At 67.3% G+C, this 23054-nt stretch carries 24 protein-coding genes and 3 pseudogenes; 12 read left to right on the top strand and 15 right to left on the bottom strand.

The features are described from left to right. Positions 1-355: 355 nt before the first annotated feature. Positions 356-645 (top strand): annotated as a pseudogene (locus O7632_RS28510) (NUDIX domain-containing protein); the annotation flags it as partial. Positions 646-726: 81 nt separating this feature from the next. Here O7632_RS28510 and O7632_RS28515 read toward each other — a convergent pair. Next, positions 727-1218, bottom strand: a complete 492-nt coding sequence (locus O7632_RS28515) for an SRPBCC family protein (RefSeq protein ID WP_278118794.1) — start codon at positions 1216-1218, stop codon at positions 727-729. A gap of 121 nt (positions 1219-1339) precedes the next feature. Beyond that, the gene (locus tag O7632_RS28520) at positions 1340-1741 is read right to left on the bottom strand and encodes a metalloregulator ArsR/SmtB family transcription factor (RefSeq protein WP_278118796.1); all 402 of its coding nucleotides are present in this window, start codon (positions 1739-1741) and stop codon (positions 1340-1342) included. A gap of 143 nt (positions 1742-1884) precedes the next feature. Here O7632_RS28520 and O7632_RS28525 point away from each other — a divergent pair, with 143 nt between their 5' ends. From O7632_RS28525 to O7632_RS28540, 4 genes are all read left to right on the top strand, one after another. Beyond that, entirely contained in the window at positions 1885-2124 is a 240-nt protein-coding gene (locus tag O7632_RS28525; protein ID WP_278120569.1) for a hypothetical protein, read from the top strand. Continuing rightward, entirely contained in the window at positions 2066-2431 is a 366-nt protein-coding gene (locus O7632_RS28530; protein ID WP_278120468.1) for a type II toxin-antitoxin system PemK/MazF family toxin, read from the top strand. The genes O7632_RS28525 and O7632_RS28530 overlap by 59 nt, the downstream gene beginning before the upstream one ends. Positions 2432-2465: 34 nt before the next feature. After that, positions 2466-3656, top strand: a complete 1191-nt coding sequence (locus O7632_RS28535; protein WP_278118798.1) for a Clp protease N-terminal domain-containing protein — start codon at positions 2466-2468, stop codon at positions 3654-3656. Between the two features lie 809 nt (positions 3657-4465). Continuing rightward, positions 4466-4900 carry an NUDIX domain-containing protein gene (locus O7632_RS28540; RefSeq protein ID WP_278120469.1) on the top strand — a complete coding sequence of 145 codons (435 nt, stop codon included), beginning with the start codon at positions 4466-4468 and terminating at the stop codon, positions 4898-4900. Positions 4901-5087: 187 nt separating this feature from the next. Here the strand turns inward: O7632_RS28540 and O7632_RS28545 are convergent, their stop codons facing one another. Next, on the bottom strand, positions 5088-5585 hold the full coding sequence (locus O7632_RS28545; RefSeq protein ID WP_278118800.1) for a hypothetical protein: 498 nt from the start codon (positions 5583-5585) through the stop codon (positions 5088-5090). Positions 5586-5724: 139 nt separating this feature from the next. Here O7632_RS28545 and O7632_RS28550 point away from each other — a divergent pair, with 139 nt between their 5' ends. Then, on the top strand, positions 5725-6264 hold the full coding sequence (locus O7632_RS28550; protein WP_278118802.1) for a hypothetical protein: 540 nt from the start codon (positions 5725-5727) through the stop codon (positions 6262-6264). A gap of 95 nt (positions 6265-6359) precedes the next feature. Here the strand turns inward: O7632_RS28550 and O7632_RS28555 are convergent, their stop codons facing one another. From O7632_RS28555 to O7632_RS28595, 9 genes and pseudogenes are all read right to left on the bottom strand, one after another. Further along, positions 6360-6839, bottom strand: coding sequence for a GPP34 family phosphoprotein (locus O7632_RS28555; protein ID WP_278118804.1), 480 nt, complete (start codon positions 6837-6839; stop codon positions 6360-6362). A gap of 90 nt (positions 6840-6929) precedes the next feature. Continuing rightward, positions 6930-7274 carry a hypothetical protein gene (locus O7632_RS28560; RefSeq protein WP_278118806.1) on the bottom strand — a complete coding sequence of 115 codons (345 nt, stop codon included), beginning with the start codon at positions 7272-7274 and terminating at the stop codon, positions 6930-6932. A gap of 364 nt (positions 7275-7638) precedes the next feature. After that, positions 7639-8997, bottom strand: coding sequence for an IS4 family transposase (locus tag O7632_RS28565; protein ID WP_278112971.1), 1359 nt, complete (start codon positions 8995-8997; stop codon positions 7639-7641). A gap of 104 nt (positions 8998-9101) precedes the next feature. Further along, the gene (locus O7632_RS28570) at positions 9102-9437 is read right to left on the bottom strand and encodes a hypothetical protein (RefSeq protein ID WP_278118808.1); all 336 of its coding nucleotides are present in this window, start codon (positions 9435-9437) and stop codon (positions 9102-9104) included. 219 nt (positions 9438-9656) lie between these two features. Beyond that, positions 9657-10385 (bottom strand): GPP34 family phosphoprotein, encoded by a 729-nt coding sequence (locus O7632_RS28575; RefSeq protein WP_278118810.1) that lies wholly within the window; start codon positions 10383-10385, stop codon positions 9657-9659. Beyond that, positions 10382-10672, bottom strand: coding sequence for a flavin reductase (locus tag O7632_RS28580; protein WP_278118812.1), 291 nt, complete (start codon positions 10670-10672; stop codon positions 10382-10384). The genes O7632_RS28575 and O7632_RS28580 overlap by 4 nt, the downstream gene beginning before the upstream one ends. After that, the gene (locus O7632_RS28585; RefSeq protein WP_278118814.1) at positions 10636-10893 is read right to left on the bottom strand and encodes a hypothetical protein; all 258 of its coding nucleotides are present in this window, start codon (positions 10891-10893) and stop codon (positions 10636-10638) included. Before O7632_RS28585 ends, O7632_RS28580 begins: the two co-directional genes overlap by 37 nt. Positions 10894-10957: 64 nt before the next feature. Continuing rightward, positions 10958-11170 (bottom strand): annotated as a pseudogene (locus tag O7632_RS28590) (DivIVA domain-containing protein); the annotation flags it as partial. 174 nt (positions 11171-11344) lie between these two features. Beyond that, entirely contained in the window at positions 11345-12556 is a 1212-nt protein-coding gene (locus tag O7632_RS28595) for an ISAs1 family transposase (protein WP_278111103.1), read from the bottom strand. 1128 nt (positions 12557-13684) lie between these two features. Between O7632_RS28595 and O7632_RS28600 the strand changes: the two genes are divergently transcribed. Together O7632_RS28600 and O7632_RS28605 are read left to right on the top strand one after the other, a co-directional pair. After that, entirely contained in the window at positions 13685-15007 is a 1323-nt protein-coding gene (locus tag O7632_RS28600) for a hypothetical protein (RefSeq protein WP_278118816.1), read from the top strand. Continuing rightward, the gene (locus tag O7632_RS28605) at positions 15004-15879 is read left to right on the top strand and encodes an aminoglycoside phosphotransferase family protein (protein ID WP_278118818.1); all 876 of its coding nucleotides are present in this window, start codon (positions 15004-15006) and stop codon (positions 15877-15879) included. Before O7632_RS28600 ends, O7632_RS28605 begins: the two co-directional genes overlap by 4 nt. A 563-nt stretch (positions 15880-16442) precedes the next feature. Here O7632_RS28605 and O7632_RS28610 read toward each other — a convergent pair. After that, positions 16443-17546: a serine/threonine-protein kinase gene (locus tag O7632_RS28610; protein ID WP_278118819.1), complete on the bottom strand. Its 1104-nt coding sequence runs from the start codon at positions 17544-17546 to the stop codon at positions 16443-16445. 1 nt (position 17547) lies between these two features. Beyond that, a complete protein-coding gene (locus O7632_RS28615) occupies positions 17548-18006 on the bottom strand; it encodes a hypothetical protein (RefSeq protein WP_278118821.1) in 459 nt (152 codons plus the stop codon). 268 nt (positions 18007-18274) lie between these two features. Here O7632_RS28615 and O7632_RS28620 point away from each other — a divergent pair. From O7632_RS28620 to O7632_RS28630, 3 genes and pseudogenes are all read left to right on the top strand, one after another. Beyond that, a pseudogene (locus O7632_RS28620) lies at positions 18275-18374 on the top strand (IS5/IS1182 family transposase); the annotation flags it as partial. A gap of 381 nt (positions 18375-18755) precedes the next feature. Further along, on the top strand, positions 18756-20084 hold the full coding sequence (locus O7632_RS28625; protein WP_278118823.1) for a hypothetical protein: 1329 nt from the start codon (positions 18756-18758) through the stop codon (positions 20082-20084). Then, positions 20081-20794, top strand: a complete 714-nt coding sequence (locus O7632_RS28630; RefSeq protein ID WP_278118824.1) for a 2'-5' RNA ligase family protein — start codon at positions 20081-20083, stop codon at positions 20792-20794. Before O7632_RS28625 ends, O7632_RS28630 begins: the two co-directional genes overlap by 4 nt. 27 nt (positions 20795-20821) lie before the next feature. Here O7632_RS28630 and O7632_RS28635 read toward each other — a convergent pair whose 3' ends face one another. Continuing rightward, a complete protein-coding gene (locus O7632_RS28635; protein ID WP_278118826.1) occupies positions 20822-20956 on the bottom strand; it encodes a hypothetical protein in 135 nt (44 codons plus the stop codon). Positions 20957-21671: 715 nt separating this feature from the next. On the opposite strand from O7632_RS28635, the gene O7632_RS28640 reads away from it, so the two are divergent. Continuing rightward, a complete protein-coding gene (locus O7632_RS28640) occupies positions 21672-23009 on the top strand; it encodes a dsDNA nuclease domain-containing protein (protein ID WP_278118827.1) in 1338 nt (445 codons plus the stop codon). Positions 23010-23054 lie beyond the last annotated feature (45 nt).

Consider the following 23054-nt stretch of genomic DNA (forward strand, 5'->3'; position numbering starts at 1 on the left):
TGCTCCGTGCTTGGTCGGCGTGTAGGGTCCCAGCGACACATCGTAGTGACGAATCGTGGTCGCGCCGCGTCGCGGCGAGGGCGATGATCGGGTCCGTGACCAGCTTCCCGGCGCAGGCGCGCCGCGTACGCGACAGCACGCTTGCGCCACAACGCAGGCTGTCCGCGTTGCGGGAGTGCACCCAGCACTGCGCGCCGTACGGATTCCGCGCCACCTGGCACCACCTGGTCGTCTCCGCGCGCATCCCACGCAAGCCGGACGACGACCCCGACGCGCTCGTCCGCGCCGTCGACGAACTGCAGCGGGTACGCGACGTGGTCCTGCCACTCGCACACGAGTACGCCCGCCTACGACGGCGGCTCACCGGGAGTTGCTGGAGGAGACCGGCCTCACGGTGCAGGAGCTGCGCCCGTTTGGCGGGGCCTCGCCCCGTCGGCGAAGTTCCCCGGCGCGGTCGGCGAGTTCTCGATCTTCTACGCGCCGACGAACGCCACGGACGAGGATGTGGTGTGCGGGGAGGGTGCCGCGATGCGGTTCGTTGCCGGCACCGTCGTGCGCACTCTGGAGTTCGGCCGGGCGTACGGCGAGATCGTCCCGCGTTTCCTGGACTCTCCGCTCTACCGCGAGCTGATCGTCGTCGGTTGACCCACGGCTCGCGGCCGACCGCCCCGCCGCTACCCGCTGCGACCGCCGCCGACGTCTTGTTCTGCTGCTGATCGCGGCAGGTCAGTTCGGTTCTTCGCGGACGTCCTTCCCCTGTTCGGCGAACGCCTTGAAATCCTGCATGTGCTGCTGCGACTGTTTGCGGAATGCGCCGGGCATGAGAAGCCCCACCAGCCGCATCGGCAGGCTGCTGAACCGGAATTCGCTCTCGCTCTCCCAGAGGGTCGTCTCCGGGTTGACTTCGGTCAGCCGATCGCGTACGACACTCCACATCCCCGCGCCGACGGTCTCGCGGTCGAAGTGAACGACGGCCTCTTTCGGGATGTCGTGCAGGTCTGCCGGATCCCGGCGGGTGATCGTTTCGGTCAACTCCATAGTTTGCTTCCCCGCTTGCATCGCGACCTGCGACGTGGTGCCGAGCTGCCCGTGCATCCCGTTCACCGGCTCGTGCCGCACCAGGCCCCGCAGCCACTTCGGTATGTGTGCCGGGTCGGCGAGCAGCTGGGCGACCTCCTCCCGTGGCAGTGCGATCTCGATCGAGTTGGTGTACTTCATGGCGTACGTCCCTTCCACGCGTCAGACAACCTGCGGTGGTAGCTGGCCGCAGCGCGCGGCGATGTCAGGTCGGGTCGGGATCATGTTGTGGTCCGTGGTCTCGCCACCGGTTACATGTCCTTCATGTCACGTCCCCGTCGTCGGTGGGTCGGTCTTGCCCGGACCGGGCCGGTCGGGTGGGCTCCCCACCGGCCGGAGTCCGAGCTGCACGCCTGCCTAGGGCCAGCTCGGTTCCCAGCGTGTCGAGGCGTTGATCCCAGAACCGGCGGAACCGGTCCAGCCACGCGTCGATCTCGCTCAGCGGCGCGGGCTCGACGGCGTAGATCCGTCGAGCGCCCTCAGCCCGCACCGACGCGAACCCGCTGTCCCGCAGCACGCGAAGATGCTGTGAGACAGCCGGCTGGGAGAGCCCGAACTCGGCCCGGATCACGTCCGTGATCACGCCGGACGACTGCTCACCGTCGGCGAGCAGCTCCAAGATCCGCCGACGGACCGGGATGCCGAGGACGTCGAACGCGTGCATGAGCAAGACCATACCGGGTTGAGCTTATATAAGAAAAGACCGGCATCTTGGGCATCGGCGCTGGAGATCAGCTCCAGGTTGAGCACCTGGAGCAGTAGATCATTGTTGTAGACGAAACGTAGCCTGATCCGTAGACTTGCAGCATGGCGACTACGACGATCAGAGTCAGCACGGTCACTCGTGACCGACTGATGCGGACCCGCGCAGAGGATTTCGGTGACGCACCGATCGACGACGTGATCTCGCGCCTCCTTGACGAGCATGCCGACCAGGCACTGCGGGCAAAGATGCGAGCCGACGCAGAGCATGCTCGCAGCAACGCCGATGATCTCGCGGAGGTTCGCCGGGTTCAGGCGGAGATGGACGAAATCAGTGCGTGGTGACGTCTACCGGCTGCGCGCGCCACGCGATGCGGTCGGTCACGAACAGCAGGGCCGCCGGTACGCCGTGGTAGTGCAGTCAGACGATCTCAACCTGTCGACGACGGTCGTTGCTCCTACTTCCACTTCAGCACACCCGTATGTGTTCCGACCTGAAGTCACGGTACGCGGCGAGCCGACCCGACTCATGCTGGATCAACTGCGCGCTGTCGACGTCGAAAAGGCAATCGGCGACCGGGTCGGACGGCTGAGCCCAGCTGAGATGGCCGAGGTCAACCGGCTGCTCCGGGCTGTTCTCGACATCCTCTGACCGGAACGTTGCTGACGGTGGCGACATTCGAATCATGGATGCGGTAGGCGTACGGCCGGGTGGCAGCCTGGTGGGGACTCTGGCCAGCGCCTACCGGCGGACGGTGCGCGACGGGCAGCTGGTGGTGAGCTCGGCCCAGGTGCTGCGCCGGGGCGTGATGCAGGTTTCTTCTGAGCTGGACGGCTTCCCGCTGCCGTGGTCACGGGCCTGGCGGCAGGGGCCGGAGCCGGCCGACGATGAGCCGCCACCGCATCGGTCGCGTCTGTTCCCCGAGTTCGATCAGCAGGTGGAGCTGTTCGCCGAGGGTGCGCTGCGGGAGGCGACCCACAACGGCGGTCCCGGCGAGGCCGTGTTCTCCGGGCTGGTCCGGCACGCCGTCTACGAAGCTGTTCACGAGGCGAGCCGCCTCCACGGGGCGCCCGCTGGAGTCCGCCACCTACTGGCGGCGATGTACGCCGTGCCAGGTAATGCTGCCGCCCGGCTCGCCGAGCAGATGTGGGTGCCCGGCCACGGGGATGATCGTCTGTTGAGCCGCCAGTTACCCCGGTACCGCGCTGGCGACTCTCCACCGAACTGGGCTCCGGGGATGCTCAAGGCTATGGGCGTCCTCCCGACGACGATTCCTGTCGTGCCGCGGGTCCTCTGGAATGCTGTCGTGACTACCGGCGGATACTTCCTGCTGCGTCGCCCGTTCCGTCGGCACGGCACCCGCTACGGACATGTCATTCCGATCATCGTGGAGCGGGATGCCGCCCTACAGGCAATCCGGCTCGGCCGCGCGCGCACCGGCACCGTCGAGGTGTTGTTGAGCATCCTGGAGCTGCACGAGCAGCTACACGCTGCCGGCGTGGACCTGCCGGAGCCGGTCGCCCAGCACAACACCGCCGGTCAGATCCTGCGTACGCAGGGAGTCACCTTGCTCGGCGCGACCGTCGCCGCTGCCTGCTCGCCGGACACGCCGCAGGTCGTTGCCGAGCCGGCTGCGGTGGGGTCGCCGCCACGACCGACGGCCTGTCGAACCGCAGCGCCGCTGGATCCCGATGCCGAATCCGCACTCCGTACGGCGAGCATGGCCGCACGGGAGTCCGGTCACCCGTTCGCCGGCACGACACACCTGCTGGCGGGCATCCTGCGGGACCGCGACGGCCCAGCCGCTCGACTACTGCGCGGCCTCGGTGCCGACCCCGCGGCCATCTTCGAGCAGACATCCGTACGGCCAGATTGACGAACCGCGCAGCACACCGCTCCCGTGGCGGATGCGTGGGCTACCCGTTCTCTTGGCTGAGCTGGAGACAGGAACGGCTTCCGGGGACAGCCAGGGTCACAGAAACCTGGCGCCGGCTCTCGTGATGTGCGCCGCGAGAACCCTGTGTCCTCCATCGTCGCGCCAAGCTTCGGCGCGCCCACTCTCTCGCAGCAGTTCGTCACCTGTCACAAGGGTGCCGTGATCCCATTCGGCTGGCCAGCCGTCGAATCTGCGCACCTCGACGAGGCCTCGGGCCACCAACGAGACCAGGCCCGGCCCGAGGATTTCAGCTAACCAACTCGCTGACTCGGCCTCGTCCCAGCCGAGTTCCCACAGGGGAAGCGGCGAATCCTCCCGGGGGGCAGAGGACCAGCTCTTCTGCGCGGTCCAGACCTATGTCATCGTCCATCGAGTCCCTCCTCGGTGAGATCCGGTGCTCCCCACGCTTGAGCTGGAGCAACCGCGATCCACTCAGACCGGCGGGGCGTACTGGCTCCAGTGCGCAGCAACTCTTCGACGCGCTCGGAGATGTCGTCGTGCCCGCTCCGACCGGCCGCACGGGCAGCAAGCGTCCGCTGGCCAGACGGGCCGAGCTCTGCCGAGGAGCGCAACGCCACACGGACGTCGGCGACGGTCAGGCCCGGTAGTCCTCCACGAGGTCAGCCTCGCTCACTTCCTCAGCGACCATTCCAACGGCATGGCAGCACCGTATCCGGCCGACCGGCAGCTCCACGGGATCGACGCCACCCTTCGGCGTGCAGCAGTAGGCTGCTCGAGTGGCCGTACGAGTGGATGCTCGGATCGCGGGCGTGATCCTGGTCGATCCGGCAGGTCGGTTGTTGCTACAGCTCCGTGACGGCAATACCAGCGTCGACCCGTACCGCTGGTGCTTGCCGGGCGGGAACGTCGATCCGGGCGAGGATCCGCTGACGGCCGCTCACCGGGAGCTGATCGAGGAAACCGGCCTCAAGGTGCAGGAGCTGCGCCTGTTCTGGCGGGGCCTCGCCCCGTCGGCGAAGTTCCCCGACGCGGTCGGCGAGTTCTCGATCTTCTACGCGCCGACCGACGCCACCGACGAGGACGTGGTCTGCGGGGAGGGTGCCGCGATGCGGTTCGTGGCCGGCACCGTCGTGCGCACTTTGGAGTTCGGACGGGCGTACGGCGAGATCGTTCCGCGTTTCCTGGACTCCCCGCTGTACCGCGAGCTGATCACCGCCGGTTGACCCGATGGCTGGAGGCCGGGTGGATTGCTGCCCGATTGGGCCGTTCGTCAGGAGGCGCGCATGGTGCCCGGCACCGCGAGCAGATCGTCGATCGCCGCATAGAACCCCTCGAAGCTATCGATCCGGTCGAACTTCCCCAGGTATCGGCGAAACGCCTGGCTAAACGTGCTCGGGATAGCTTGCCAGTTCAGGCCACCGTGACATAAAGACCGGTCGAGAGCCAGCCAAGAATGGCGACCCCGTACAGCAACCGAAGCGCCTCGGTTTTGGTCCACGCCAGGCCGAAACGACGCGGTGGTGGAATCCGACCATGTGGAAGTACGCCGGGCGTCGATTCACTTCCGTGCTGGCGTAGCCCGTAATAGTCCTGTTCCAGGGTGGCCGCCCACCGGCGGAAGTGCCGACAGTTCTCCATATTCTTGCGTTCCCACCGGTAGATAGCGAAGGTAACAACTGCCGCGAAAAGACTCAGAAGCACAACCGCAACGCGAGGAACCGCCGTCCCGGGTGAGCGCATCAGCAGCACGATCCCGATTCCGGTCACCAACGGAATCGCCGTCATGAGCTTGAGGCTGATCTCGTCAGTCGCTCTCGCGTGAGCGCATAACTCCTGGTAGACGATATTCAGATCGCCTTGGCCGAGTGGGAACGAGTGATCCGGTGTCACCTCGTGATTGTCTTCCATCGTTGCTCCGATCCAGTGACCAGTTGGACCTCCAACACCCGGATCATCGCACCAACCGACAAACACCCTGGTAGCAGGTATCGATACCAAGATCAAAATACGACGATACCTGCTTGCACGTCTATCCTACGATGCACACATGGCTGTTGATCACGAACCCGGACCGGCACCGCAAATCCCAGAGGCCAGTAAGGCCGAGCTGGAGAACGCCCGCGTCGGCTATCAAGCAGCGGTTTCACTGATGGCGTTTGAGGGCAATCTCGTGTGGGCACGTTACGGGCTGATGGTCCTCGTGCACACGATCATCCTGACAGCGATTGGGCTGACATCCGGCGCGCAGCAGCCAACAAGAACCATCACTCTGGTCGGCCTCTCGCTGGTCGGACTCACGCTGTGTGTCGTCTGGTGGCTGGTCAATGACATCGGCTTTCGCTACTTCTTCTACTGGCTATTCGCGGCACGTGAGCTGGAGGAGCGCTATTTAGCTCCCGTGCGGACTCTCAGCAGAGGCATTCCCCTCGAAAGCAACGAAGCTACGACGATCGTTCTTGCCGGGAAGGAATACCCACCGGACGTCAAGATGGAAGATCGGTTTAGGATGGTAAATTCCTCGAAGGCCGTGATTATCATCGTTGGTCTGCTCTACATGGCTCTCGTCGCCGCACTCCTGCTGCCATGATCTCGGAAACGTCGACCTGGTGTGGTTCTCGTGTCAGGTCCGTCCGACGCTGGCGATGGTGACGCAATCGCCGCCGGGGACAGCAGGCTCCAACGTCACCGGCGGCGGTGGGCGGCGCCGTCGAGGCGGTGGCGGGCGATGGTGAACAGTTCGGCGATCTCGGCCGGCGACCGGGCGGCGGTCTCCCGGTGCAGGTGGCGGCGGGCCGCCGCCGGCAGGCCGGTGAGCAGGAAGTCGTCCAACCCGGTCACCAGACACAACCCGCCCAGCCGCGCCTCAGGAGCCGACAACGGTTCGCCGCGCTGTAGGCGTACGGACAGGCGGGCCCGGGCCCAGGCGGCCCGGTTCATGTCCGTCGGCACATGGACCACGGCGGTGGTCAGCAGCCGGCGGCGTACCGTCCGGGGCCGGACCACACCCGCCGCGGTCAGCCGCCGCGCGACCTGGCCGTGCGCCCGCGGCGCCAGCAACGCCAACCACGTCCCCACCCGCCGGTGTCGCGGCTCGGCGTCCAGCCAGCGCAGGATCTGTCCGCTCCCCCTGCACCGGCCGGCTGTTCCCAAATCCAGTAGCACCGCCGAACGCCGTACGCCGCCGGCTGCTGACCACCGGGAGTTCTATGACGGCCAGCAGCCTCTGCTCAATCCTCGCCGAGATGCCTGCGGTCAAGACGGCGGTGTGACCGCAGAGATGACGTGCAGGAACGCGAACTCTCCGCCGCCGCTCAGACACTCTGCCGGCACGTCCGGCAGGTCGGTGTCGCTCGTGCCGGCGTTGGCGTATCCACCGCCGCCGGTGACCCGGCTACCGGTGGCAATCGGATCGTGGTCCGGCACGGTCACACCGGCCACGTCCGCGCCGTCCATCCACACTGTCGTTCCCGGCGGCCACACAGCGACATTACGCACGCCGCCGGCTGCTGGCTCTAGGACGAAGCAGTCAGAGCCGGCGAGGTATCGAAGGTAGCCATCGATTCCGGCGTCGTCGCCTCTCTCCCGGACGTCGTGCACGAAGAGTGTGGGGTCAGTCTGTGCAACCGACACATCAGCGCTCGAGCCGCAACTGACGCACGCCACAGCGGCCAGAGCAATACCAGCCATACCCATCGGACGGCCCACTCGACCCATGCAAGCACCGAGCCGACCCCAGCGGACGCGCTTCTCCCTAGTAAGTCGCAACCGTCACTCCCAATGCCGAAGGAAGGTAGACGACCGGAGTGTACAGGTCGCGATTACCAAACCAGTACTTGTAGCCCTGGTGGATGCCGTAAGCATGGTTGTTCGAGAACCAGGGTCCACCACTGTCTCCCCCTGCAGCCAACCTGTTGTCCACGGCGACTAGCCCCAACGCCGCTCGGTTAGGGCGGGTGGATGGTTAGCAAGTGTTTGTGATTATATCGATGGCTATGGTGGCTTTGTAGCTGCGTCGGTCTACGTTGGGTCCGCGGGCTTGGTACTTGGAGTTCGAGCGTTTGATCATGCGGGTCTTCACCCGGATCCGACGCTCAGGTAGCAGGTGGGCCAGAACCGCACGACCGATGGCGCCGACCAGGTCGATGACGGTGTCGGCGAGGACGCCGGCGGCGTGGGTGACCTGGTCGCGGGCGGCGTTCAGGGCGGTGGTGAAGCTGGCCCGGTCAGGGCCGGTGCCGGGCCGGCTGTCGGTGGCGTCGGTCATGGCGTTACGCAGGATCTGGTAGACGACCAGCAGGGCGTAGACCTCCTGGTCGATGCCGTCGGGAGTACGCGCGCGCAGGACCCGGCCGCCGAGGATGCTGGATTTGATCTCCAGGTAGGCGGTTTCGACCTCCCACCGGCGGTGGTACAGCTTTATCAGTTCGCCGGCCGGGTGGGTGCGTGGGTCGAGCAGGGTGGTGATCAGCCGGTAGCCGCCCGTGCGGACGCCGTCGATGGTCTGGACGCTGATCTCAGCGTCCACGACCCGCACCCGTACCGTGCCGATGGTCGACAGCCAGGATCCGTCGTGGTACCGGCGGATCACCGGCAGGCGGCGGCCGTTCTTGCAGCGGATCAGCAGGTCGGCCCTGGTGGCGGCGAGTGTCTGGATGAGGTCGGCGGCGGCGTAGTTACGGTCGGCCAACAGCAGCATCCCGGCGGCCAGGCTCCGGGCCAGGGAGCGGGCCTGGTCGAGTTCGCTGGTGCCGAGTGGAGCGAACACGGCGTCGATGATCGAGCGGGTGCCGCAGGTCAGCAGGACACTCAGCCGTAGTGCCGGGTAGCCCGCGCCGCCGTGGTTACCCCGTTGTTTGCGGTAACGGACCCGGACCGCCTCGGCGTCGGCGACCGACATCGTGGTCCCGTCGATCGCTGTCACCAGCAGGCCCCGCCACCGCACGGCGTGCGTCGCCGTGGTGACCGCCGGGCCGCGCAGCAGATCGAACAGGGCCCGCAACGGCGTCGACCCGAGCCGCTGACGCGCCTCCCGTAACGTGCCTGAGGCCGGCTCGGTCAGATCCAGCCCGGTCAGACCGGCGGTCAGTTTCCGCCACACCTGCCCGTAGCCGAGTTCGGCGAACAAGCAGCCTGCGAGGACGAGGTAGACCACGACCCGGGCCGGGAGTAGCCGGATCCGCTGCTGGGTACGACGGGTCGCGGCAAGGACCTCATCGACCATCTCGAAGGGCAGGAACTGGGTCAACTCACCCAGATGACCCGGCGCGAACACACCTGCGGCTACCCGCACCGTCCGAGTTATGGCAATCTGATCGACCAAAGCGGAGTTCCTGGTCTCGAGGCGTCTTGGAGTGACTCACCTCGTTACAGGAACTCCGCTTTCCCATGTCCGACCGACACACCCTTGACCGCTGCCGCAACGGCTTAACCGAGCGGCGTTGCGACTAGCCCACACCGGCTGCCGTTGCAATGGTTGAGCTGATAGACCGCATCACAGTGGTATCCAGAAGACTTGCCGTTGAGGCACAGTTGCTGGTTTTCTATAGCTGCACCGACGCCGTTGACCGCCCGATTACTGCCATTAGCGGTGAAGTGATTCGGGAAACTGTGGCCATTAAGCCGGTGAATCAGGTTGTAGACCTGCACCTGTCGCGGTTCGGTAAGCTTGACCAGCTCGTGTGCAAGCAGTTCTCCGTTAACCGGGTCGAAGATCAGCAAGTGTTGGACGTTGTGCTCGGTGTCGTCGGCCGTGACAGCCACACCGGTCCGACCAGCGCGGTCGACAACCTCGCCACGCCAGTGCAGACCGGGCGTGTCGGCGAGGATGCGTCACGCTCCCCCGTGGGCTTCATACGGTCTCCTGACTGACGGGCTGATGCGGTCTCCCTTACTTGTGTACAGACTCGCGTGAGTGTTACCGCCAAGGACACGACGATCAGCAGCCGGGCGGGGGGAAGGCGTGACTGCCCGGTGTCACCGTCAGCGGCGGCGGTGGGCGGCGCCGTCGAGGCGGTGGCGGGCGATGGTGAACAGTTCGGTGATCTCGGCCGGTAACCGGGCTGCGGTCTCCCGGTACAGATGCCGGCGGGCCGCCGCCGGCAGGCCGGTGAGCACAAAGTCGTCCAGCCCGGTCACCAGACACAACCCGCCCAGCCGCGCCTCAAACGCCGGCAACGGTTCACCGCGCTGTAGGCGTACGGTCAGGCGGGCCCAGGCCCAGGCGGCCCGGTTCATGTCGGTCGGCACATGGACCACGGCGGTGGTCAGCAGCCGGCGGCGTACCGTCCGGGGCCGGACCACGCCCGCCGCGGTCAGCCGCCGCGCGACCTGGCCGTGGGCCCGCGACGCCAGCAACGCCAACCACGTCCCGACCCGCCGGTGCCTCGGCTCCGCGTCCAGCCAGCGCAGGATCCAGCCGCCGAGCGCGTCCACCGGCACGTGCCGCGCGGCCAGCCACAACCGGCCGTCGTGCACCCGTAACGCGCCCGCGTCGACCAGGTCGGCCAGCAGAGCGGCGGCCAGACCGTACCCGACCGGCCCGGCCGGCAGACGCGGCCGCCCCGTCACATCATCGGCCGCCAACAGGAAGAACTCGTCCGCCAGCAGCGGCGACCGGCCCCGTACCGCCGCAGCCGGCACCGGCACCCCACCACCGGAAGCGACAGCGGCCGTGGCGGCGGCGGTGGCCTGGGTGCGGTAGACCGTCATGCCGGCCCCCGCCGCCGCGCCCAGGCGATGAACCGCGCGTACGTCTGCTCCGGAGTCAGGCCGGGCAGGTCACGGGCGGCTTCGGCGGCGAGCTCGGCCACGTACATGCAGCGGCCGATCCGGTCGAAGCTCGCCAGCAGCTCCGCGCGGGCCGGCTCGCACGGCCACGGCCGGCGGCAGGCCCGGCACCGCCACGACGGACGCCACGCCACATGCCCGACCCGGCCGACCACGGCCACCACCCGCGCGGTCACCGGCCGGCCCGCCGCCGGGACCGGCCGGGCCACGCCCAGGTCCGCCGCAGGGTCACGGTCCGCGCCGGCTGCGGCGCCCACCGACGCCCGGCCGCCTCGACCTGCGCGGGCAGCAGCCCGCCGGTCGGACACGCCGGGCAGGTCAGGGTACGGCCGCAGCCGGGACACCAGCGGTGCCGATGCCGACACAAACTGAACCCGACGACCGCGCCGACCAGCAGCGCGATCGCGGCGGCGAGCACCACATCCAGCATCAACGTACCCCTCTCCCTACATCGTCCACTGTGTTTACCGGCCGGCGGGTCCGGTCGACCCCGATCAGGCCGGCATCCCGGCCTGGAACTGCCGCGACTGCCAGTCCCGCAACGCCTGCTTGATCCGCACGTTCTCGTCCCGGGCGGCCGCCAACTCGGCCCGCACCGCCGCCAACTCGTCGGCGACCAGGTGCAGGAAGGCGCGTACCTCGATCGGGTCGCAACCGCGCCGGGTGCGGACCGGGAACCGGCGGTCGCGGACCAGCCCTGGGCTGATCGACGGCCGCACCACGCTGGCGCCGTAGTAGAGGTGGGTGGCGGCGTTGCCGCCGTGCCGGGCCGGCGGACGCGACCCGCCGCCGCCAGCAGCAGCGGCGGGAGGCCGGGCGGCTGGCCGGGTCTGGTTGGCGAGGCTGGCGAGCAGCCGGGCCTGCCGCCGGGTACGCCAGGGCTATTGCGTAGTCGGGTAACTCCTGGTCACGGCGTCGATGAGGTCTGTAGAACGGCGGTTCGCTCGTCGGGTGGCGCGGGCGATGTTGGGTTCGCCGTTGCTGCGGTGGTAGCCGACCGCGGTGTTACGGAGTGTGGCGAAGACGGCGGGTCCGTTTCCGGTCCGGGCGTGATGGGCATCCTCACGTAACGTGACATCGCGGACGTAGTGCAGGCGGTTCTCGATATGCCACTCCGCCCGGGCCCAGGTGCCGAGGTCGGCGGGTCGGGCCTGTCCAGCGGGCAGGGACACCGTCAGGTACGCCGTTTCGCGGCTGGTCCTGCCCTTCACCGTGCGGGTACGGGTGATCCGGACGGCCTGCTGGGCGTAGGGGAAGCCGAGCCCGCCGGGGGTCGCCACGGTGACAGCTTTGACGGTGCGGGTCTCCGTGCGGCCGTGTCCGGTGTCCCGGGTCCGGGCTCCAACCGGGACCTGCGCCCAGGGAACAGCTTTGAGCTGGGCGAACGTGGTCGGCCGGTTGGCTTTGACCGTGACCATCAGATGTCCGCCGGCGGCGGCCAGGTACTCGGCGTGTCCGGTCTGGGCGTGCAGGGCGTCCGCGACGACCAGGACGTCGGTCAGCGATCCCAGCTGGGCGGCGACCAGGCGCAGCAGGGGCGTGAACGCCGGGATCTCATTCGACTTCGCGGCGATCTGGACCTGGGCGAGCACGACGCCGGTGCTGGTGTCGTAGGCCGACAGCAGATGGATCTGACGTCCGTCGGCGAGTCGGGCGCCGCGTACGACCTTGCCGTCGACGGCGATGACGAGGCGCCACCGCCGCCCGCTGCGGGTGACGGGTGTCGTGCGTGCCAGTAGCCAGCTGGCCAGCACCGTCGACAGGGCCTGCGCGTCGACGCGGATCAACAGCCGCCACACCGTGGTCGCGGCGGGAACCCGGTCGGTGAAGCCGAGCCTCGCCCACGCGGTGCGGTCCAGGTCCCGTACCCAGTCGGCGATCGCGGCGAAGGTACATGCCCCGGCCAGTACCGCGCACACCGCGACGGCGAGCACGCTGACCAGGGGGTAGCGGCGGCCACGCGGATCACGCGGATCGGGTACCGCCCTCAACGCGGCGAACAGGCCGTGATGCTCGCTGTCGGTGACCGCCGCCGGTGGTGGCGTATCGGTGGGTCGGTGCGGAAGCAGAATCTCGGTGGGTGATGATGGCATCGGCGGGTGCGGTCCTTCTCGTGATCATGTGGCTTCGCAACTTCATGATCACCAACGGGCCGCGCCCGTCCTGCATAGACCCCCGAATTCCTCCCGAACTCCCAGCTCAGCCAGCCCTCAACCGACTACGCAACAGCCCTGCCGGGTACGCCGAGGGAACAGGACACGGTCGAGGAGTCTGCGCACGGGTGGGACCGCCCTTTCGAAGGTCACGGGATCGCCGCTACATCGCGGTTCGGTGGGGAAGGTGGGATGGGCGGCCCGACCCCGAACGGGGGCGCGGAGGTCGGGCCGCCCGCCCTGCGCACGCAGCCACAAACGGCAGTACGCCCACAGGGCCGCTGGTACGGGCGTCCGGCGGCTCACGTTCCGCCGTACGCCCACAATCGGGAGCACTCCTGGGTTGCGTGCAGTGGCCGACGGTGCCGCGTGCACCGGCTCGGCCGGGGGCGTCGATGGGGGTCGCCGAGGCAGCGCCGACCGTCGAAGGAGCAGCTGAGCGCCGCTCCACGGGATCGACGCCACCCCGGCGGGTCTCCCGCAAAGGCCGAGCTGGGGCACGATTTCGGCATGCCCGCACGTCAGTTCGAGCCGCACTACCGGCGGATCATGGCCGACATCCGGGAGCGCATCCTCCGGCACGACCGGGACCTCGTCGTCGGGCAACCGGGGCGGCACGCACCGCTTCCAGCATCACAACCCCTTTCCGGGTACGTCCACTGTGTTGGCCGATCGGCCTGGGCTTCTTCGCGGGGCCTGCCGCCGCCGGTCACGGGGGCTTCCGGCGGCGGCAGGCCGCGTCGGGGTCCGGCAACTTCAGCGGTACGGCGTCCGTGCCGAACCCCGCACACACCGTGGCCGATGGCTGACCGGCTGCGGTAGGCGTCCCGCCCGGGACGGGGCGACGCTCCCCCACTACTGGAAGGGATGCTTCCCGTTGCGGGAACCATCCCCTGCCTCCCCTCTTGACAATTCTCCGTTGACGTATTCCCTGGCAGGGGCAGCGAATTGCTCGACGCAGATGGTTGATGGCGGCATTCACCGGGTGGGATACTGTCCAAAATCGATTACTGCCACAGGCAGTTCGCGCCACCGCGCATCAATCGTGCGCCACACTTCGGGGGTGTCATGCAGAACCATCCACTCACCGCAGCACGCGAACGCCTGGGCCTGACCCGCCGGCAACTCGCCGACGCCGTCAACAAGATCCTCTACCCCGACCCCGGACAAGCAGCCCACAGCGCCTTCACCGCCAACTACCTGGGCAAACTCGAAAACGGCAAGATCCGCTACCCCGCCGAGGACTACCGCACCGCCCTACGCATCGCCCTCAACGCCGACACCGACGACGAACTCGGATTCCGCCGTCGGGATATCAGCATGCGAACGAAAGGCATGCTCGCCGTTCGATCAAATCGATACGAGTCCCCGGCAACAGGGCTGAGTCCCGCCGCCGCTGCTCCGTTGACGTCCGACGCCATCCCGTTGATGTCGTTGCTCGGCCCGCAGGTCGTCGACGAGTTGCCGCGTCAAGTCAGCCAGGAACACATCACCCAGGTTCTGGAAGCAGCGGAGATCTTCGAGCAGTGGGACAACGCGCACGGTGGCGCGCTGGTCCGGGAGATCGCCGACGACAAGCTGCACCGCATGTCCCGGCTGCTGGAGGTGAGCTGCCCGGCGCACCTGCGACCCGCGCTACACAAGGCGCTGGCTCAGTTGGCGGGGGTCGTGGCGTTCATGCTCTTCGACGCGTACCACCACGAGGCGGCCCGGCATCGGTTCACGTTCGCCCTGCGCTGCGCCAGCATCGGCGGCGACTGGCACCAGCGCGCGATGTTGCTGTCCAGCCTGGCCCGGCAGGCGGTGTGGTGCGGTCAGCCCGACGACGGGCTCACCCACATCGAAATGGCCCTGGTCCGCGCCGACTGGCTCACCGCCTCCGAGCGCGCCATGCTCCACACCGTACGAGCACGGGCACTCGCCAAGCTTGGGCCGGGCAGAGCACAGGAGGCGCTGGCCGCCGTCGGGGCCGCCGACGAAGCGTTCGCGCACGCCGCGCCAGCGGAGGACCCGCCGTGGATGTGCTTCTACGACGATGCCCAGCACCACGGCGACACCGCCCACGCACTGTTCGACGTGGCCCTGCACACCAGACTCGATACGGAGTCGGCCGACCGGTTCGCCTACTCGGTGGAGCATCACCTCCCGGCGTACCTGCGGTCCAGGGCGATCTCCCGGATCAAGCTCGCGTCCCTCACGATGGTGCAAGGTGACCCGCTGGAGGCCGTGACGATCGGCAACCTGGCCCTCGACGACGCCGGGCCGGTCCGGTCGCTGCGCGCCGCCGACGACCTACGGGAGCTGCACCGGATGGCCGGGCAGCACGGCAAGCTCACGGAAGTAGAGGAGCTGCGCGCCCGGATCCGGGAGACGGTCGGAGCCGTCGCATGACGGATCCGCAGGAAGCGCTGCTGCTCGCCTGCCAACAGGTCGGGGTCGACGCGACCGGCGCTGAGCTGATCCGATCTGCGGAGAACGTCATCTACCGCCTGCCCGGCGGCGTTGTCGCCCGCGTCAGCCGCGACGGGCAGCTTGCCACCGCAGGCAAGGAAGTACGGGTGTCCCGTTGGCTCAACGAATCCGGGATACCGGCTGTCCGCGCGATCGACGATTTGCCGCAACCTGTCGCGGTCGACGAGCGAGCCGTCACCTTCTGGCATGAGCTGCCGCCGCATCGGGAAGGCAGCATCGGCCAGCTCGCCCAGGTGCTCCAACAGCTGCACCGCCTGCAGCCCCCGGCAAGTCTCGACCTGCCACCGCTGGCACCGTTCGTACGCCTGGAGCAGCGCATCGCCGAGGCGACCGTGTTCTCAGCCGATGACCGCGCCTGGCTGCTCGATCACCTGCACGGCTTGCAGGACCGTTACCGCGAGCTTCCTCCCGGCCTCCCCCACGGTGCCGTGCACGGCGACGCATGGGCCGGCAACATCGTCGACACCGACGCCGGGCCGGTCGTGCTCGACCTCGAACGATTCGCCTTCGGCCCGCCCGAGTGGGACCTGGTCTCCGTCGCCGTCGACCACCTGACCTTCAGCGCCGAGTACGCACCCGGCTGGACCGAGTTCTGCCAGCACTACGGCTACGACGTCACCGACTGGCCCGGGTGCTCGGTGCTCCGCGACGCCCGAGAGCTGCGCAAGGTCACCTTCGCCGCCCAACTCGCGCGAGGCAACCCAGCCCTACGCGACCAGGCCCACTACCGCCTCGCCTGCATCCGTGGCGAGCACGGCGACCGCCCCTGGGGCTGGACCCCGGTCCCGTGAACGAACCGTCGGCCGCCGAGCGATCACTACACCAACTCGAATCCAGCCTGACGAAGAACTTAACTCTGGCGACCAAGCCCTTGTTGCTGCATGCTGGTAGCGGAGGAGGTAACACATCGTGGCGGCCGATAGCAAAGCGTAGTGGAAGGAGGTAGCATGGCCCAGCCTCGGCTCGTACCTGCCTTCGAACAGCGACCTCAAAGTCTGCCGACCGGCCTCGCAGACGTCCTGTGCGCCCTTCTCGCGAGCGGCCCCGTCACCCGCGCACCCGTCGATCCGGCATGGCCGCTGCATCGTGCCCTGCTGGAGCTCCGGGAAAAGGCCGCTGCCGCCGGCCTTGCCGATCCACTGGGTGGGGCAGTCACCCGGCCGGATCCGCACGTCGGTGTCAGGGTACTAGGTACCGAGCAGGCCCTACGCTCGCTCAAGTCCCAAGGCGTGCTCGTAACGGTCGGTTTCGGCGCGTCAGCGGGCTGGGAGTTGGCCGCAAGTTTCGCGACCTCTAAACGGCGCGATTTCTTACGTCGGTGTCCAGCTGATGCAGACCTGCTGTTCTGGGCTGCTCAGCGCTGGAACGCATCCCTGTCCGCCGCCGAGAAGGCTCGGTCAAGGGCTTCTTGGTCGTCGAGGTCCGCAACAGAGTCGGGTGCGAGCCGGCGCCAACCACCGCCAACTCGGTTACGGTAGGAGACCTTCACACGGACGCGACCTCGGTTCGGACCGGCCGATAAGGGGATCGTCTCTACCCGGTAGGAGCGAGCTTTCCCGTCGCGGCCTGGCAGTCCAGTACCCTCCCATTTGCTAGGCACGTCGCTGCGCGGGCCGCATGGCCTCCAGTCGATGGTCTTGCACTGCTGTAGCCGTTGGAGCGCGTCCATTGCGGAGGCTGGCCGGGACGCCGGAGTCTGTGACGTCAGTGCGCGCACCACCCGACGCACCTGCGCGTTGATGTACGGCGGCAACTCCGCGAAGCGGTCTAGAAAAGCGCGCCGGCCGCGGCCGAGGCGGTCCTCCATCTGCAACGGGTCCAGCTCAGCATATGGGAACGGCCCCGTAAGCATCTCCAGGAGAGTCACGCCGAGGCTGTATACATCCGACCGCACGTCAAGGAGACCTGACGTGTACTCCGGTGGCCGATAGAGTAAGGTCCCGCCGTGCGCCTCGCAGGTTCGATCGTCCTCTGACAATGGTGCGGCAGACCCTAGATCACCGAGGTATGCAGTCTCACGGTTCTGATCGAGCAGGACGTTGCCGGGCTTAACGTCGCGATGCAGGAACCTATGCCTGACGTGAAGGTGGTCGAGTGCATCAAGAACCTGCCCCGCGAGCAGCAGCGCCTGCCGAACCCCGAAGCGATAGCCGTCTTGCAGGGCACCGTGAACGCTCCCGCCGGGCAGATAATCCATGACGATCGTCAGGCCGTAGTTGACGTCCGGGTCCGGCTGGGCGTCACGGATCCTGACAACGTGATCATGCTCAACCCGGTCGAGTAGTCTCGGCTCCCGGTATGCGACGGCGTCCTCCAAGCCGAGCAAGTCAACGGTCTTCTGTACAAGCATCCGCTGCAGCGGCTCATGCCAGACGAGCCGGACCTCGCCGACCGCACCGCCAGGCAGGGTTCGGAGGAACGAGTAGGACGGCTGGTCGAGCCGATCACCATGGAGCACGTCAGGCCCCCACTTCCACAGCGACGGCCGCGAGCGCGGCCAGACCCCGACCCTCGCCCCAGTACCTGCCGCTACGGGCGACTCGGCCCGCGCCGAGCGTCGCCAATCCACCGCGTCCAGCCAGTCCAAGCGCACCCTTCACCGCCTGGTGCGACAAGTACCGGCATGGCACGCCCGCCTTCGCACATTCCAGCCGAAGCAGAGTCTCCATCGCCAGGCGGTCCGTCCATCCGTTGTGTGTGTCCGTATAGTTCGACGCAGCCCGCAGGGCTACAACCTCAGACGCCCCTGTGTCACGTAGCGCGCGTGCAACATCCTTGCCGAACTCGACCAGCTGATCGGCCTCCGGTAGACCGTCGCGGAACGCTAGCCGCTCCGGCTTGCCGTCGACCACGGCTTCTCCGTCCGCAACCACGAGGTAGGCAAACGACGATGTACAGGCGACCCCGAGCGTAGCCATGGTTCTCCTCCTACCTATGCCAGTCGCAGCCGGTCAGGGCATGTGGCACCTGACCGGACGTGACCCTAGTCCAACCCCCGTAGAGCTCCTAACACGATCTTGATAGTCGTCGCTGGTTAGGACAGCGGTAGATGTGGTTCGTTCTATACGGGCGAGCAAGCCGTGGATCATCGATGACGACCTGTGAGACCCAACCGATCCGCTGCTTCCGCCCTCGCCACAATGATCCCTCGGACCGCAACCGGAGCGCGACCGGCTCTGCCCGCAAGGCATCCTGTACGTGCTCCACATCAGATTGGCTGGAGAAACTGCCCCAGGAGTCAAGCTTCGGCTCCGGGATGACCTGCTGGCGCAGGCTACGCCGCTGGGCCGACGCTGACGTGATCGACCCGCTCGCCTCCTGGCGCCCCGCATCGCCGCCAACACCGCCGGCCCTGACCGGGCCGGCACCCTCTGTTGACCGACGGGCCTGGCTCTCTGGCGTCTACCGGCGGCGGTAGCGGCGGCTTCCGGCGGCGGGTGACCAGCGCTCATCCACTACCGGAAGGGATACTTCCCGTATCGGCAACCATCCCCTGCCTCCCCTCTTGACAATCCGTCGTCGACGTATTCCCTGGTGAGGTCAGGAATTGCTCGACGCAGATGGTTGAAGGCGAAATCCACCAGGTGGGATACTATCCAAAATCGATTACCACCACAGGCAGCTCGCGCCACCACGCATCGATCGTGCGCCACACATCGGGGGTGTCATGCAGAACCACCCACTCACCGCAGCACGCGAACGCCTGGGCCTGACCCGCCGGCAACTCGCCGACGCCGTCAACAAGATCCTCTACCCCGACCCCGGACAAGCAGCCCACAGCGCCTTCACCGCCAACTACCTGGGCAAACTCGAAAACGGCAAGATCCGCTACCCCGCCGAGGACTACCGCACCGCCCTGCGCATCGCCCTCAACGCCGACACCGACGACGAACTCGGATTCCGCAACCGGCGCACGGTAGTACAGCAGGATGCTGCTGTTGTCGACTCGGAGATCAGTGCCGTCTCCGGCAACAGGAGGATTGTGCCCGCTGCCCGAAGCGTAGGTTCCGAAGGGCTGGTCGAGCAGCCCTCGGTCATCCTGGCCCGGATTCGCGAGAACAACGACGCGAGCGTCAACCACGCTCTGCTGGACACTCTGGATCTCTACGTTTCGGATATCGTCGCACGCTACGAGGAGGAAGGGCCGCTCACGCTGGCCGCCGACGTGGTGCGGCAACGACGCTGGGTGCAGAGCCTCATCCCGCTGCGGATGCAGCCCCGGTACAGCGCTCGGCTGCTTGCCATCGCCGGGCAGCTCTCCGGGCTGCTCAGCTACATGTCGGTCAATCTCGGCCGGTTCAGCTCCGCGCGGGCCTACGGGATCGAGGCGTTTCAGCTCGCCGACTTCGCGGAGGACCGGGAACTGAAGGCGTGGGTCCGGGGCACGCAGAGCTTCGCCGAGTTCTACGACGGGCAGTACCGCAAGGCGCTCGGCTACGCCGTGGACGGCCGCCGGTTCGCCGGCCGTGGAGCGCAGGCGGTACGTCTCGCCGTCAACGGCGAGGCACGAGCGCACGCGAAGCTCGGCCAGACGCAGGAGGCAGAACAGGCGATCGGCACCGCCTACGAGGTGCTCTCAGGCCTGTCGCCCGAGCCCGGCATGAGTTCATGCGTCTCGTTTGGCCTCTACAGCGAGGCACGGGTGGCATCGAACGCGGCGACGGCGTACCTGGCGCTGGGACGCACCGAGCAGGTTCTCGACCTGGCCGGCCGCGCGGTCACGATCGTCGACACGTCACCGTCCGTGTGGAGCCAGGCCCTGGTCCGGCTGGACCTGGCAACCGCGCTGGCAGGCGGGAATCGACCCGACGTCGAACAGGCCACCGACGTCGCCCGCCAGGCCATGCGAGCCTGCCAGGACAACCAGATCGAGTCGATACGTCAGCGAACCCGCGCCCTCGCCACGATGGTCAGGGAGAACTTCGACGATCCCTGCGCCGAGTCGTTCGTCGACGAGGTACACACGTGGCTCGACGAAGGCCGAGGGAACCGATGACGATGCAGCCCGGAGCGTTGGACCACGACCACGAACGCCCCTGGGCGGACCAAGAGTGGACGCAGTTCCAGCGGGTCCAACGGATGGTCAACCACTGGGACCGGCCGGGGTGGACCCCGGGCCGGCGCTCCTACCACTGGATGGTGATGCTCGGCCACGTCCCAGCCCTCACCGCCATGGCGACCCACTGTCAAGAGCAACTGCGCGACCTACCCCACCTCGACCTGGTCCCGATAGCCAGCCTGCACATCACGATGCAGCGACTAGCTTTCACCGACGAAGTCTCACCTGACGTGGCCGCAGCTGTGGTCAACGAAGTACGCAGGCGCTGCGCCGATCTTCCGGCCGTCCCCATCGAGATCGGCCCGCTTGCCGGGTCGCCAGGCGCAGTCCGCTTCAGTGTCGGTCCCCCAGAACCCGTCAGCAGGCTCCGTAACCTCATCTGCGGATCCATCGCCGAGGTCTGCGGCAACGCAGCCCTACCCGAACGGGCAAGCAGGTTCGTCCCCCACGTCAGCATCGCCTACCACAACACCACCGCCAACGCGCAACCCCTCATCCAGCGAGTAGCCAGCCTTCGGCACCTCCGGCCGGTCACCACGGTCGTCCAATCCGTTGACCTGGTCGAGCTACGCCGCGAGGGCCACCAGTACATCGCGTCAAAGCACGCCGGCGTCTCCTTGACTAACGGTCCGTTGCAGCACCGCTAGACGCCGTTTCGACAGGTGACAGGCACATCACTCGCCTGCAGACGTCGTGACGGTCGCCGACGTTGCCGGCTCGTGATCGACGCCTTCGATACCGTCCGTCCAGATCATCGCTGGCCACGCCGTACGTGTGCCGTCGGCCGCCGACAGCGCGTCGAGCGGCAAGGCTGTCATCCCGGGACACTTTCGTACCAGCACCTGCCCCAACCTAAGCAAGCCGATCTCGATCTTGGAGTCGATCCACGGACCGAACAGGCCACGACGTAGCTCCGAGATCTCAACTGCTTCGACCGCCTCGCCAGCGGTCCTGGTCAGCCTGCGGACCGTTGCTGCGGCTTGAAGACTTCCACTCCAGCCAGGTCTGCTCGTCGGCGGGCTCGGCGTGGGGTAGACGGCGTCCAGTACGGCCGCCCACTTGGAGGGGCGGACGGATCGTTTGGACGTGTCCATGTTCAGGACATACCGAACCTACTGCGTGCTCCGACAGGCCCGTGTAGCCGGGCGGCGGGGTGCCCGATGGTCAGCTCACCTGACGTTCGGCCGGCTCGCTGTCGTCGGTCGCATACGGACAAAAGCCTCCGATGTGCTGGTAGTGAGGGGCGGTCAGGCAGGTCCGGCGGGCACCGACGCGCAGCTGGCCGTGCCTACCGAGCATTAGACGTCTGTTTGCCGGATGGGCGGCAGGGTCCATGCGCCGCGCTCGAACGGCTGGATCATCTTTGGGCGACGATCCAGCCTCAGATATCCGATGGGCTATTGCGTGATCACTGTGTGATCGTGTTCGCTGGACGTGAGGCCACGCTTACCGATCGCAAAGAAGGTGAGGCATGTCGTGACAGGTGACGCTTCATCGAGAGTCGAGCAGGACCGCGACTTGATCATGAGCGTCGACCCGAGCGGCCAGCTTGCACTCGACCTATATCGACAACCGATCGAGGACGCGGGTGCCCCGACTCAGGGCAACTATCACTACCAGACGGAGATTATCGCGTCCTTCTGCCTGAGCATGCCGTCCGACCCTTCGATCAGCAAGATCATCTGCGAGTGGCACGAAGACTTCCTCATCGTGCGGGACCAGCCCCCATTCCTGGAGTTGGTGTCGGTGAAGCACCACGACCACACGGTGTACACCACGATGAACAAGCTGTGCGACGAAGGCGGCCTGACTCACCTCTTTGACAAGTGGCTCGGATACACCAGCGGCCCAGCAGCACGTCTAGCCAGCAACACGAGACTGGGCGGGAAACGCAGCGACCCGTCACCACTGGCCCTGTACGACGTGTGCCGGACAGCTGCGCTCGCTACCCCGGCCGGAACAAGGCTACTCGCGCACCTGGCGTGGGCCATGATGGACGTCGCGAGACGGACCGCCGAGCTGGAGAACCTACCGAGACCGACATCACCGTCGCCGCCCAAGGCGAGGAGGCACGACCCGAGTGGCCTACCGCCGGGCCTGTTCGACATGCTCCTTCGGTTCATGCTGGTCTTCAGATTCGACTGCGACCGGGCGGCGAAGGGCCACATCCAGGACATCAACATCCGGCAGCTAGCGGAGCCGGCGATGGTCGGGCTGGGGTACTCGCAGGCGGCGGCTCCAGATGCCTACGGTGCGGTGGCCCAGCTCATTGGGGAGGCGAGTCGAGATCGCAGCGGCCGACCAAGCGACTTGGCCCGGTTCCTGACCAACCCCGGTGCGTATGACCCGTTGTCGGAACTGGCGCAGACGGTGGAGCGACGGACCGTGTCGCGGGATGCAGTGCTCGCCGCTATGCGCCTCGGTGCACGACGATCAGCCGGCGAAACCGTCCCGTTGCTCCGGTCGGGTCAGGCACCGCCGCGCGCCGCCGGAGGCCATCGCCTCATCGACAAGATGCGGCTCGGTCTGCTCGACGAGGCCGAACAGGACAACGCCCTGCGGCTTCGGGACCTGTGGCTTCACACATGGCCGCAAGCAAAGACCGGGTTTCCCGAAGACATCGAGACCGAGTTCCGGTTGGAGATGGAGATCCTCGACGTCGTCCGGCGGGTTCGTCATCAACTGATCGACAAGGCCGGCCCCTACGGCGTCCAATTCCAGGCGCTTCTCCACCAGGAGCTACGCGAGGCGAAACTCAGCTCAAAGGTCAGCGTACCGCTGGACGACTTCCACATCGTGGGGTTCGCCTACGAGTTGAGTGATCTGTGCAAGTTCGGGTTCGCGCGACCGGGGGCCGCGTGATGATGGCCTCGCCACTGTCACGGGGCGCCTTGCTGGCCATCCGAC

The sequence above is a fragment of the Solwaraspora sp. WMMD406 genome (genome assembly GCF_029626025.1).
In the GTDB taxonomy this organism is placed as follows: domain Bacteria; phylum Actinomycetota; class Actinomycetes; order Mycobacteriales; family Micromonosporaceae; genus Micromonospora_E.